The sequence below is a fragment of the Mycobacterium sp. E3247 genome, from assembly GCF_001667785.1.
GTDB lineage: Bacteria > Actinomycetota > Actinomycetes > Mycobacteriales > Mycobacteriaceae > Mycobacterium.
Genome location: NZ_LZJG01000440.1, coordinates 1 through 13,263, shown reverse-complemented (window position 1 = coordinate 13,263; position 13,263 = coordinate 1). Strand labels below are relative to the sequence as shown.

10 protein-coding genes are annotated in these 13,263 nt (G+C 67.5%); all 10 read right to left on the bottom strand.

Annotated features, from left to right (window positions below):
- Positions 1 to 650, bottom strand: a 650-nt coding sequence (locus A9X04_RS22335) for a beta-ketoacyl synthase N-terminal-like domain-containing protein (RefSeq protein WP_231985797.1), incomplete at its 3' end; no start/stop codon positions are given.
- An 11-nt stretch (positions 651 to 661) separates the two neighbouring features.
- A complete protein-coding gene (gene fadD32 / locus A9X04_RS22330) occupies positions 662 to 2,560 on the bottom strand; it encodes a long-chain-fatty-acid--AMP ligase FadD32 (RefSeq protein ID WP_067925178.1) in 1,899 nt (632 codons plus the stop codon).
- A 287-nt stretch (positions 2,561 to 2,847) separates the two neighbouring features.
- The gene (locus A9X04_RS22325) at positions 2,848 to 3,858 is read right to left on the bottom strand and encodes a cutinase family protein (RefSeq protein WP_067925175.1); all 1,011 of its coding nucleotides are present in this window, start codon (positions 3,856 to 3,858) and stop codon (positions 2,848 to 2,850) included.
- A gap of 148 nt (positions 3,859 to 4,006) precedes the next feature.
- Positions 4,007 to 4,909: an esterase family protein gene (locus A9X04_RS22320; protein ID WP_067925181.1), complete on the bottom strand. Its 903-nt coding sequence runs from the start codon at positions 4,907 to 4,909 to the stop codon at positions 4,007 to 4,009.
- A gap of 155 nt (positions 4,910 to 5,064) precedes the next feature.
- Positions 5,065 to 6,114, bottom strand: a complete 1,050-nt coding sequence (gene ag85A / locus A9X04_RS22315) for a diacylglycerol acyltransferase/mycolyltransferase Ag85A (protein ID WP_067925172.1) — start codon at positions 6,112 to 6,114, stop codon at positions 5,065 to 5,067.
- A 329-nt stretch (positions 6,115 to 6,443) separates the two neighbouring features.
- Positions 6,444 to 8,423, bottom strand: coding sequence for a terminal beta-(1->2)-arabinofuranosyltransferase (gene aftB / locus A9X04_RS22310; RefSeq protein ID WP_304442409.1), 1,980 nt, complete (start codon positions 8,421 to 8,423; stop codon positions 6,444 to 6,446).
- A complete protein-coding gene (locus A9X04_RS22305; RefSeq protein WP_067925166.1) occupies positions 8,410 to 9,318 on the bottom strand; it encodes a decaprenyl-phosphate phosphoribosyltransferase in 909 nt (302 codons plus the stop codon). Before A9X04_RS22305 ends, aftB begins: the two co-directional genes overlap by 14 nt.
- Positions 9,311 to 9,859, bottom strand: coding sequence for a phosphatase PAP2 family protein (locus tag A9X04_RS22300; protein WP_067925163.1), 549 nt, complete (start codon positions 9,857 to 9,859; stop codon positions 9,311 to 9,313). Before A9X04_RS22300 ends, A9X04_RS22305 begins: the two co-directional genes overlap by 8 nt.
- Positions 9,852 to 11,747, bottom strand: a complete 1,896-nt coding sequence (locus A9X04_RS22295) for a glycosyltransferase (RefSeq protein ID WP_067925159.1) — start codon at positions 11,745 to 11,747, stop codon at positions 9,852 to 9,854. Before A9X04_RS22295 ends, A9X04_RS22300 begins: the two co-directional genes overlap by 8 nt.
- Positions 11,744 to 12,940: a UDP-galactopyranose mutase gene (glf, locus tag A9X04_RS22290; RefSeq protein ID WP_067925156.1), complete on the bottom strand. Its 1,197-nt coding sequence runs from the start codon at positions 12,938 to 12,940 to the stop codon at positions 11,744 to 11,746. Before glf ends, A9X04_RS22295 begins: the two co-directional genes overlap by 4 nt.
- Between the last annotated feature and the right edge of the window lie 323 nt (positions 12,941 to 13,263).

The window sequence follows — 13,263 nt, the reverse complement described above, 5'->3', positions numbered from 1 at the left end:
TCCCAGGTGAGCTCCAGCGCCATCCGCTGCTGCGGGTCGATGTTGTCGGCCTCGGTCTTGGCGACCGCGAAGAACTCGGAGTCGAAGCCCTTGATGTCCTTCAGGTAGCCGCCGCGGGTGCGGGCCTTCGCCATCCGCTCGGCCAGCCTCGGCTCCTCGAGGAACTCCTCCCACCGGCCCTCGGGCAGGTCGGTGATGGCGTCGCGGCCCTCCATCAGCGCCTGCCACGTCTCGTCGGGGGTGTTCATGTCCCCGGGCAACCTGGTGGACAGGCCGACGATCGCGATGTCGACCCGCTCGGCGGGGCCGTTGCGCGTCCAGTCCGAGACGTCGTCGGAGCTGGTGTCCACTTCCGGCTCGCCCTCGATGATCCGCGTGGCCAGCGACTCGATGGTCGGATGCTGGAAGGCCACCGCGACCGACAGGGTGACACCGGTCATGTCCTCGATGTCGGCGGCCATCGCCACGGCGTCACGCGACGACAAGCCCAGTTCCACCATCGGCACCGACTCGTCGACGTCGTCCGGCGACTTGCCGACGGCCCGGCCCACCCAGTTGCGCAGCCACTCGCGCATCTCGGGGACCGTCATGTCGGTTTTGTTGGCGGGCAGGTTCTCCTGCTGATTCTGGGAGTCGTCTAGTTCAGCCATGGTTCCTGGGTTCAGTCGTTAGCGCCGGCGAAGGCGGTCGGCGAACCGACGCCGCTGCGCAGGCTGCCGTCGAGGTAGGCGGCGCGGCACGCGCGGCGCCCGATCTTGCCGCTCGAGGTGCGCGGAATGGTTCCGGCCTGCACCAGAAGCAGGTCGCGAATGGTCACCCCGTGACGGACGGCGATGGCCGCGCGGATCTCGTCGGCGATGGGCTGGTACTCGAGCTTGTGCGTGCCGGGGGCGCGCTCGGCGACGATCACCAGCTGCTCGGAGCTGTCCTCGGGGTCGTACTTGAGGCCGGTGTGCGGGTTGTCGAACACCACCTTCGGCAGCTCGTTGGCCGGGACCGAGAACGCGGCCACGTAGCCCGTACGCAGGGCCCTGCTGGCTTCCTGCGCCGAGTACTCGAGGTCCTGCGGGTAGTGATTGCGGCCGTCGATGATGACCAGGTCCTTGATCCGGCCGGCGATATAGAGGTGGCCCTTGTGGTAGGTGCCGTAGTCGCCGGTGCGCACCCACATGCCGTCGTCCGGGGCGCCCTCGGCGTGTGACTGGCTGACGCGCGACTTGAGCAGGTTGCGGAAGGTCTCGGTGGTCTCGTCTTCCTTGCCCCAGTAGCCGGTGCCCATGTTGTTGCCGTGCAACCAGATCTCGCCGATCTGCCCGTCGGGCAGCTCGCTGGCGGTGTCGGGGTCGACGATGACGGCCCACTCGTCGACGCCGATGATGCCCGCCGAAACCTGCGCGACGGCGTTCGGCGCGTCGGCGGGTACCTCGACGAAGCGCTGCTTGTTGAGCTCGTCGCGGTCCACGTGGATGACCGTCGGCGCCTCGTCCATGGGCGTGGTGGAGACGAACAGCGTCGCCTCGGCCAGGCCGTAGGACGGCTTGATCGCGGTCTCCCGCAGGCCGTACGGCTTGAACGCCTCGTAGAACTTGCGCATCGACGCCGGGGACACCGGCTCGCTGCCGTTGAGGATCGCCTTGACGTTGCTCAGGTCCAGCGGCGGTTCGCCGTCCTTCGGCACCCCGCGCACCGCGGCGTGCTCGAACGCGAAGTTCGGCGCGACGGTGATGACCTCGCTATCCGGGGCGTCTTCGGGCTTGCGTGCCATCTCCCGAATCCAGCGGCCGGGCCGGCGCACGAACGCGGCCGGGGTCATGAACGTGAAGTTGTAGCCGAGCACCGGCGACAGCAGCGCCGTGATCAGACCCATGTCGTGGAAGAACGGCAGCCAGGAAAGGCCGCGGTCGCCTTCCTTGCCCTCGAGGCCGTTGAGCACCTGCAGCACGTTGGTGGGCAGGTTCAGATGGGTGATCTGCACGCCGGTCGGGGTACGAGTGGAGCCGGAGGTGTACTGCAGGTAGGCGATCGTGTTCGCGTCGGCCTCGGGCTCGACCCAGGTGGACGCCACCTCGTTGGGCACCGCGTCGACGGCGATCACGCGGGGCCGTTCCTTGGCCGAACGGGCGCGGATGAACTTGCGGACGCCTTCAGCGGCCTCGGTGGTGGTCAGGATCGTCGAAGGGGTGCAGTCGTCGAGCACGGCGTGCAGACGGCCGACGTGTCCCGGCTCGCCCGGGTCGAACAGCGGCACCGCGATGCGGCTCGCGTACAGCGCGCCGAAGAACGCGATCAGGTAGTCCAGGTTCTGCGGGCACAGGATGGCGATGCGGTCACCGGGCTGGGTGACCTGCTGCAGCCGGGCTCCGACGGCCCGGTTGCGGGCGCTGAAGTCGCGCCAGACGATGTCGCGGTACACCCCGTCGCGCTCGGTGGAGTAGTCGATGAAACGGTAGGACAGCGCGTCGCCGCGAACCCTCGCCCACTTCTCAACGTGCTTGACCAGGTTGGTGTTGTCGGGGAACCTGATCTTTCCATTCACGATGAACGGGTTGTGGTACGGCATTCCGCTCTCCTGTCACACCTGTTTTAGGCCGGCGCTACGCCGGCATTTTGTTCTGGTCGGCCACGCCGACGTTTCCATCTCTACGCGGGCCAGTCCTCGCGCGGCGCCACCGGCGCCGGCCTCCTGCTCATCCCAGGGCGGCTGCTACCAGGACCGGATCCGCAACAAAGTGTTATAGCTCTTAAATTCCTCTTAATGTTAAGGGGCGGCCCGCGGCACACCAAATCACAAGGTACCGCTGATCTGCACCGGCAACGGGCTCCTGACGGCTGTGTCCTGCGGCCGGGTCATCCATGTTTGGGATGCGGGGCATTGGCAATCAGCCCCTGCGCCCAGTTCAACGTCCAATCGGTTGCCGCCTGGCCGTCCAGGTTCCAGAACTGCGTCGTCGCGTACAGCGCGTGGACGGGTTGCCCGGCACCGCCGGCGAGGGTGTTCAGCGTGCTGGGCAGGTTGGCCACGCTGAACGCCTCTTGCGGAGCGGCGCAGATGAGGTCGCCCGGCGCGCAGATCTCGTTGGTCTTACTGTCGAGCGCGCCGAACCCGCCGGGCCGCGCGCCGGTCATGGTCAGGCCCAGCCCGGACAGCACCGGCACCTCGTGCAGCGTCACCTCGGCGCCCTCCCCCGGCGGGTTGGGCCCGACGTCCTGGCCCACCCCGGGCTGGCGGCGGCCGTCGGCGATCAACGTCACACCGAGCACAAGGTCGTCGTCCACGGGCCCGCGGCCGTTGCCGATGTCACTGGCGATGTCACCGGCGATCACCGCGCCCTGCGAGAAGCCCATCACCACGTAACTGGTCAGCGGGCACTTGGCGTTCATGTCGGTCATCGCCTGGACCGTCGCGCGGGTGCCCTCGGCGCGGCTTTCGTTGTACGACATCTGGGTGTCACCGGCCAGCGGGTTGTGGAACTGCGCGGTGTAGGGCGTGGTGTACTCCTGCACCCGGGACGCGGGGAACTGTTGGGTTATCGCCGTGGTCACCCTGTGCAGCAGTGCGTTGGGGAACTGCATCGGGTTGACCGGATCGTCCTGCGGGGCCGACTCCCACGTGCCGGGGATGTTGACCAGCTGGACGTCGGGGCACGACGCGTCCTGCGAAGCGGGCCGGGGCTTGTGGGGGTGGGTGGTCGTCGACGGCGGAGGCAGCACGCCGGGTGGCACCGCGCTGGGCGGCGACTCGTGGCCGCGTAGCAAGACCACCACGAGCACGATCACCAACAGCACCACGCCCGCCATTGCCAAGGCGGCGGTCCAGGCGAGGGCTCGGTGGCGCTTACGCCGGGCGTTGGTAGCCATGTTCTCCCGCTAGCAGTCGGTGGATCGCAGCCAAGCGGTCCTCCCGACGCCTGCTGCACCCCCTACACGGTACCGGCTCCCGCGACCCGGCCAGGGCGGCAGCGGATGGCGCCGCCCTCGCGATCAAAGGCCGCGCTCGCGACCGCCGCTACCGAATGGCGCCGACGATGTCGCCCGACATGGCTCCCAGTTGGCCCGACCACGAGCCCCAGCCGTTGTCGCCGCCACCGGGAAAGTCGAAGTGACCGTTGTGCCCGCCGTTGCTGCGGTACTGCTGGTAGAACTCGCGGGAGCTGCCCATGGCCGCGCCCGCCTGGCCGATCATGGCGGCGTCGTCACCGCCCATGTTCGTCGGGCTGTAGACCCACACGCGGGTGTTGTTCTGCGCCAGCAGCGAGGCGTGCACGTACGGGTCGTGCCACTTCCACCGGCCCAGCTGCGGGGCGCCCCACATCCCGTTGCCGTCCACGCCGCCGTACTGCTGCAGGCCGGCCAGGATCGCGCCGTTGTAGTTGGTGCTCGACGGGTACAAGAACCCCGACAGGGAACCGGCGAAGCCGAAGCGGTCAGGGTGGAAGGCGGCCAGCGCCATCGCGCCGTATCCACCCTGGGATGCGCCGACGGCCGCGTGGCCGCCCGGCGCCAGGCCCTTGTTGGCCGCCAGCCAGTTGGGCAGCTCGCTGGACAAGAAGGTGTCCCACTGCTTGCTGCCGTCCTGTTCCCAGTTGGTGTACATGCTCCACGCCCCACCCGCGGGCGCCACCACCGAGATCCCCTTGCCGCCGAGCGTGTTCATCGCGTTGCCCGCGGTGACCCAATTGCTGACGTCCGGGGCGGCATTGAAGGCGTCCAGCAGATAGACCGCGTGCGGACCGCCCGCCAGGAAGGCCACCGGGATGTCGCGGCCCATCGCCGCCGACGGCACCATCAGGCTCTCGTAACCGGCCGCCCGCGCCTTTCCGGTCGGCCCGCCCGCCACCGTCACACCGATCAGCCCGATCGCCAGCGCCGCTACGGAGAACACCCGAAGAAGCGCCGACGCACCCCGCACGACCCTCATGTCACCCTCCATCGTCTAGTCCTGACGAGCACATTAGCCAGCGCCGTAGTTCCCCCGCCCGCGGGGTAGTGAAACAAGTCACACACCGAAACGACTAGCGGCGGAAACCCCGAGGGGTTCCCGCCGCTAGTGGCGATCTGTTGGGTTTAGGTGCCCTGGCCGGTCTGGCCGTTCCCGGCAGCCGCAGCGGCCGTGGCCGGGCCGGCACCCGGGGTGGCTCCCAGCACCGACTGCAGGTCAGGCTTCATCGCCTGCAGCTGCGCGCCCCAGTAGGGCCAGTCGTGGGTGCCGTTGGCGTCGAAGTTCCACACCGCGTTGTGGCCACCGGCCTGGTTGTACGCGTCCTGGAACTTCAGGTTGCTGGTGCGCACGAAGCCCTCGAGGAACTTCGCCGGCAGGTTGTCTCCACCGAGGTCGGACGGCTTGCCGTTACCGCAGTACACCCAGATGCGGGTGTTGTTGGCGACGAGCTTGCTGACCTGAAGCGACGGGTCGTTGCGGGCCCACGCCGGGTCCTCCTTCGGACCCCACATGTCGGCGGCCTTGTAACCACCGGCGTCACCCATGGCCAGCCCGATCAGCGACGGACCCATTCCCTGGGACGGGTCCAGCAGCGCGGACAGCGAGCCGGCGTAGACGAACTGCTGCGGGTGGTAGGCGGCGAGGATCAGCGCGGACGACCCGGCCATCGACAGACCGACCACGGCGCTGCCGGTCGGCTTGACCTGCTTCTGCGCCGACAGGTACTGCGGCAGCTCGCTGGTCAGGAAGGTCTCCCACTTGTAGGTGGTGCAGCCGGCCTTACCGCAGGCGGGCTTGTACCAGTCGGAGTAGAAGCTGGACTGCCCCCCGACCGGCATGGCGACCGAGATGCCGGACTGGTTGTACCACTCGAACGCCGGGGTGTTGATGTCCCAGCCGTTGAAGTCGTCCTGCGCGCGCATCCCGTCGAGCAGGTACAGCGCGGGTGAGTTGGCGCCACCGCTTTGGAACTGAATCTTGATATCGCGGCCCATCCCGGCGGAAGGAACCTGCAGGTATTCCACGGGGAGACCGGGGCGCGAGAAGGCACCAGCGGTCGCCGAGCCCCCCACGGCGCCAATCAGGCCCGAGAGCAGCGCCGCGCCAGCGGCCGCCACCACGAGCCGCCGCGGCATACCTGCCACGGCGCCGCGAAACCTGTCGACAAGCGTCATCCTTGCTTCCTCATCCTTCTCGGCGCGCCCATCATCCGGGCGCGTCCTTGATTTGGGTCGTACTGCATACGATCTCCGCGCAGCAGTGCTCGTGTAGTCAACCACACCTTCCGCCGCCCGGTCGCATCGAGGCGGGCCCGCAAAGCGCCGTCCGGCCTTCGCTACCCGGCGATTTTCATGCAAAACACCGACCACTTGCACGGTGTTTTCGCACGTGCTTGAGCCCCACTGCCAGCTGGTTAATGCCCAAATGTGAAGTTGCTGGCAATTTTTCACCCTCACGGCGCGCGTGCATATGGAAATTCGTCGAAAATTCTTCTGCGCGGGGCTTACTCGCGGGGTGGTGGCGGTACCTCTTCGGGTAAGGGCAAGCCGCATCTGGCGAGCTCGTAGCGCGGAACGCGGTCAATCCGGTACTTGGTGAATTCATACGAATGCAGCAGGTTGGAGAGGAATCGGTGCGGGGTCATCGGCGCGCGCACCGAGCTCAGCACCGCCTTGGTCTCCGGGCATTGCAGGGCTGCGACCGCCTCCGCGACCCACTGCTGATCCAGATAACCCGGGATCCCGGGATACACCTTCACCCAGGGCCCGTCGGCGATCGCCCAATCCGGGAACAGGTTCTTGTCGTGTCCGATGCGGCCGTGCTTCAACCGTTCCGTATGTTGCGCAAGCGGATTCGCCAATCCGATCTGGTCGATCACCCTGACGTCGAGCCCAACGTTCATGCCCACCATGCCGAGGTTGGTGAAAAACACTGCGTGCTGCGGTTTTTCGAGTGACTTGTCGGCGCTGCCCGGGGGTGGCTTGACCATCGGCACCAGGTCCCACTGGATGTAATTGCCCGAGGGCAGCAGCAACGCGCCGTCCGGGGTGTTGTCGAGTGCGGTCAGGATGGCCGCCATCCGCGGGTAGCCGAGGTAGTCGGCGGCGGTCAGGGGATGGGCGTGCCCGGTGGCCTGTGCGTAGAAGCGGCGCTCGTCGACGATCCCGGTGTAGGTGACGTGAGTGGCGTCGTCGCCCATCCCCGGCGAGTTCGCCGCCCACAACGACCAGCCGGCCACGCTCAGCCACAGCGCGCTGGCCGCGCCGGCCACCCAATACCCCGTCTCCCGCGAATAGTCCTGGCCGTCCGGTATGGCCACCGGAATGACCGCCACCGGGGCCAGCAAGCAAAACAGCGGCGCGAGCAGCACCCGCCCGTGCATGAAGTCGCCGCCCTGCCTGATCCAGTAAAGGGCCTGCACCAGCCCGCTCACCAGCACGAAGGCGACGATGGCCGGCGGGCTTTGGACCGCGCGGGCCACCCGGCCGTAGTCGGGCGCCAACGCGGGCCGCAGGAACGACGGGCGACGGCGCGCCGCCAGCAGCAGGATGCCCAGTGGGACGAGCAGCACCACCGGTACCCAGACCGCGTAGGGCGCGTCGAAGTTGGAGAGGTAGATCATGCCCTGGGACCACTTGTCCCCGGCGGCATCCTTGGCCAGGGCGGTACCGGGCACCAGCAGGCCGTAGTAGCCCATGCGGAAGATCTCGTAGGCGACCGGAAGCAATCCGCCCGCGACCACGATCAGCACCCGGCGGCGCCAGGTCCGCGCGGCGATCAGCATCATGATCAGCGCCAGCCCGCCCATCAGCGCCAGATCGGGCCGGACCAGGACGCTGAAGCCGGCCACGAAAGCCAACGCGCCGAGGAAGAGCCTGCGGTCCGGGCGGTTCCGCACCGGCTGACCCCAGCAGACCATCATCCACCACAGCAACCCGAGGTAGGCCAGCGTCAGCCCGCTCTCCAGACCCGAGGTGGCGAAGTCGCGCGCGGGCGGCAACGCGATGTAGACCAGCGCGCCGGCGGGCAGCATCAGGGCCCTGCGGCCCCGCAAACTGGGTGCATACAGCCGGGCTGCCCCCAGCATGAGCAGCGCCACGCCCGCCACCGAGAGCGTCAGGGCCAGCGCCAGCGCCACGTATTCCATGCGCATCGGCCCGCCCACCCAGCTGCCGACGTACATCAGGTAGGTCCAGGCCGTCGACGTGTTGGCCTCGACCCGCTCGCCCTGGTTGAAGACGGGGCCGTTGCCGGCGAGCAGGTTACGCACCGTGCGCAACACGATCAGGCCGTCGTCGGCGATCCAGCGCCGCTGCCAGGCGCCCCACGCGAACAGAATGGAGACCACCGCCACGCTGATCCACAGGCTGATCCGCACCATCGAGGAGTACGGGAACACCGGCCAGCCCAATCGCCTGATGACCGGCCGGGTGCGCATCATGCGCGCTTTGAGGGCCTGCAGTTCGGGGCTAGCCGAAGGCAACGGCGGCTCCAAGCGTCGCGATCCACGCCAGGAAAAGCAGCTGCAGCACTCGGTCGCGCAGTGCGATGTCTTCGGGCTCGCCGGCCAGCCCGCCGTCGACGTCGACGGCGTAGCGCAGGATCGCGATGGTGAACGGGACCATCGAGACCGCGAACCACGATCCCGAGTGGCGGTCGCGCTCGAATGCCCACAACCCGTAGCAGAGCACCACCGCGGTGGCCGACATCGTCCAGACGAACCGCAGATAGGTGCTGGTGTAGCTCTCCAACGACTTGCGGATCGCGGCACCGGTGCGCTCCGCGACCTGCAGCTCGGCGTAGCGCTTGCCGGCCACCATGAACAGCGACGCGAACGCCGCCGACAGCAGGAACCACTGCGAAAGCGGGATGCCCGTCGCGGCGCCGCCGGCGATTGCCCGCAGCAAGTACGCCGAGGACACGATGCAAATGTCCATGACCGCCTGGTGTTTGAGGCCGAAGCAGTACGCCAGCTGCATGCTGAGGTAGACGGCCATCACCACCGCCAAGTCGGGCGTCAGCCACCAAGCGAGCGCCAGCGATGCCGCCCCGAGAACCACCGCGAGGGTGTAGGCCAGCCATTCGGGCACGACGCCGGCCGCGATAGGACGGAATCTCTTGGTGGGGTGCTCGCGGTCGGCGTCGACGTCGCGGACGTCGTTCACCAGGTATATCGACGAAGCCGCCAGGCAGAACACCACGAACGCCACGGACACCTTGGTCAGCACGTCGGCGTAGTTGTAGTGCACCGGGCCGCCCAACGCGGCCAGCGGCGCGGCCAGCACCAGGACGTTCTTGACCCATTGCCGGGGGCGGATCGCCTTGACCACGCCCACCACCACGTTGCCCGAGGGCCCGGTCACCACGTCCTCACTCATTCGCCCAGACCTCCCGTGCCCGGCCCTGCAGCCGTATGGTTGTTCGCGCGACGACGGCGCCGAGGGCGATGCCGCAGGCCACGTCGCTGGGATAGTGCACCCCCAGCAGCATCCGCGACAACGCCATCGGGGGAATCAGCAGGGCGGGCAGCGGCAGGCCGGTGATCCGGCCCATCAGGATGGCCGCGGCCGTCGTCGAAGTGGCATGCGCCGACGGGAAACTCAGCTGGCTGGGAGTCCCGACGTTCACCACGACCGCCGGGTCGTGCGGCCGCTTGCGCCGCACCACCCGCTTGACCAGGACCGCGGCGGCGTGGGCGGCGAACGCGCCGGCCCCGGCCACCAGCCAGTCCCAGCGACGCTTCGGCATCAGTAGCGCGCCGACCGCCGCGACGGCCAGCCAGCCGATGCTGTGCTCGCCGAAATGGGACAGCCCGCGCGCTGTCGCCAGCACTCCGGGGCGACCGGCCAACGCGGACTGCACAGCCACCAGCGCGGCCACCTCCCCGGTAGGGGGCGCTGAAGGAGATGCGTCAGGCATGCTCGCGTTCGGCGTGCGCGGGTAACAGCGCCGTCTCCCACTTCTGCTTGCTGGACAGCACCGGCAACGCGCCCCGGTACGTCTTGCGCATCTCGTCGAACCGGCTCACCAGCCGGCGCTGCCGGCGCAGCGAGGCGAACAGCAGCTGGAACATCTTGCGCCGATCGCGCTGCCGGTAGACCACCCCGCACCCGTCGGCCGTCGTCACGGTGACGCCGTCGACCGTGCACAGCCGGAACCAGCGGGCGTCCTGGGTCGGCACATTGAACTCCGGGCGTTGGTGGGCTTCGGGGTCGGCCTTGGTCGCGTTGTGCATGATGCCGCGGGCCAGCCGGTACCCGATCGACACCGGGTTCACCGGCGGCTTCATCGCCTTGGTCTTGTGCGACGGCGGCGGCAGCTCGCTCGCCGCGGGCAGCACGACGGCGTCCGGATATTCCTTGCGCAGCCTATGCACCTCGGGCAGCGCGGATTCCAGGATCGAGAAGATGTGCTCCGGGCCGGCCAGGAAGTCATCGATGGCCCTGTTCTGGATCGCCACCGTCGAATACTCAAGGCAGGCAAGGTGTTTCAGCGTGGCCTTGAGGTGACTGCGGACCAGACCGGTGATATCGCCGTCCCAGTGCATCGCGGCGACCACCAGCCGATTGCGCAGATGGTAATAGGCCTGCCAGTCGATCGCATCGTCCTTGTCGCTCCAGGCCATGTGCCAGATCGCCGCGCCGGGCAGCGTGACGGTCGGGTACCCGTGTTCGCCGGCGCGCAGACCGTATTCCGCGTCGTCCCACTTGATGAACAAGGGCAGCGGCTGACCCAGCTCCTCGGCGACCTGCCGCGGGATCATGCACGTCCACCACCCGTTGAAGTCGACGTCGATGCGGCGGTGCAGTAGGGCGCTGCGAGAGTTCTTGTCGTTCAACGGGAATTCCGCGAAGTCATGGTCGTACTCGGCGTGTGGCGCGGCGGTCCACATGAAGTTCGCCTGGTTGACCACCTCGCCCATGATGTGCAGGTGCGACGGCTCCTGCAGGTTGAGCATCTGTCCGCCGATCAGCATCGGCGTCTTGGCGAAGCGGTGCAGCGCCAGCACCCGCAGGATGGTGTCGGGCTCGATGCGGATGTCGTCATCCATGAACAAGATCTGTTGGCAGTCAGTGTTTTTCAGCGCTTCATACATCACCCGGCTGTAGCCGCCGGAACCGCCGAGGTTGGGCTGGTCGTGAATGGAGAGCCGGTTGCCCAGGCCGGCCGACGCGGCCGCGAAGTTGGGGTGGTCGCGCACCTTGCGGACGCCCTGGTCCGGGACGATCACCGCGCCGATCACCTCATCCACCAAGGGGTCTGCGGTGAGGTCGGCCAGCGCGTTGACGCAGTCCGCCGGTCGATTGAACGTGGGGATGCCGACGGCGACGTTGGCCGTGCCCGGGGCGGGCTCGGTCGCATACCAGCCACCACTCACCAGGGTGACCGCGGTGTCGGTGGTGATGTCGAACCAGATCCAGCCGCCGTCCTCGAACGGCTTCAGCGCCACCTCGATCTCGACGACGGCCGGCTGATCGTCGGTGCCGACGAATTGGCGCCCCTCCACGGAGATTCGCACCCCGGTGGACTTGGTGCGGTAGACGTCGACGCGCCCGGTCCCGGTCAGCTCGACCCGCAGCACGACCGCCGTGCAGATCGACCAGCGGCGCCAGTAGCTGGCCGGGAAAGCGTTGAAGTACGTGGCGAACGACACCTCGGACTCTTTGCCGATCTCCAGCGAGGTGCGGCTCGTCGCGTGGGCCCGCCTTGCGTTGGTGGTCGATTCCTCCAGATACAGCTTGCGCACGTCAAGGGGCTCCCCCGGGCGCGGCAGAATGATTCTGGAAAGCAGGCTTACAGCAGTCATCCCCCCGCGCCTTCCTCCACTAGAGCTTTGCCGTCGCGCAGGTGCGGCGCGAGGGCGTTGTCGTACATGTTCAGTGCGCTGGCAATCGCCATGTGCATGTCCAGGTATTGGTAGGTCCCCAGGCGGCCACCGAAAAGCACCTTGGCCGAGGCGGTTTCGGCCTTCGCTCGCGCTCGGTAGGTGGCCAGCAGGGCGCGGTCGGCCTCGGTGTTGATCGGATAGTAGGGCTCGTCGTCGTCTTCGGCGAACCGCGAGAACTCCCGCATGATCACGGTCTTGTCGGTTGGGTAGTCGCGCTCGAGGTGGAAATGGCGGAACTCGTGGATGCGGGTGTAGGGGACGTCGAGGTCGTTGTAGTTCATCACCGGCGTGCCCTGGAAATCCCCGATCGGCAGCACCTGCAGCTCGAAATCCAATGTGCGCCAGCCCAGCCGACCCTCGGCGTAGTCGAAGTAGCGGTCCAGCGGGCCGGTATAAACCACCGGCGCGTCGGGACTGTCCGCGCGCAGTTGGTCGCGGACGTCGAACCAGTCGGTGTTCAGCCTGACTTCGATGCGGTCGTCGGCGGCCATGTTCTGCAGCCAGGCGGTGTACCCGTCGACCGGCAGGCCCTCGTAGGTGTCGCTGAAGTACCGGTTGTCGAAGGTGTACCGCACGGGGAGGCGGGTGATGTTGGCGGCCGGCAGTTCCTTGGGATCGGTCTGCCATTGCTTGGCGGTGTAGCCCTTGACGAATGCCTCGTACAACGGCCGGCCGATCAGCGAGATCGCCTTCTCCTCGAGGTTCTGCGCGTCCTCGGTCTTGATCTCGGCGGCCTGCTCGGCGATCAGCCGACGGGCTTCGTCCGGGGAGAAGTACCTGCCGAAGAACTGCGACACCAGCCCCAGGCCCATCGGGAATTGATACGCCTGCCCGTTGTGCATGGCGAACACCCGGTGCCGGTAGTCGGTGAAGTCGGTGAACTGCCGCACGTAGTCCCAGACCCTCTTGTTAGAGGTGTGGAACAGGTGGGCGCCGTATTTGTGGACCTCGATGCCCGTCTGCGGCTCGGCCTCCGAATAGGCGTTGCCACCGATGTGCGGACGGCGTTCCACGACGAGCACGCGCTTACCCAGTTGGGTAGCCACGCGCTCGGCAATGGTCAGGCCGAAAAATCCAGAGCCGACGACGAGGAGGTCGAAACGAGCGGTCATCGGTTGCTTAGGGTATCCGACCGCGTGGGCCTAACCCATTTGGCGAGGCCAGCAATCCGCGTTCGGGCCGATGACGCGGCGCCGGGAGGCTACGGCCCCGGCGATCACGGTCGGGGGCGCAATTGCCTCACAATTCAATATCACCACTCTAGTCACAGCAATCCCACTCGTACCATCGACTCTGTGTGGATCTCGCCAGGAAAGACAAAGGACGGCGGACCACACCGACACAACAAGTTGAGATTGAGTTGTCCAGATTGAGGAGACTTCCGTGCCGAACCGACGCCGACGCAAGCTTTCGACAGCCATGAGCGCGGTCGCCG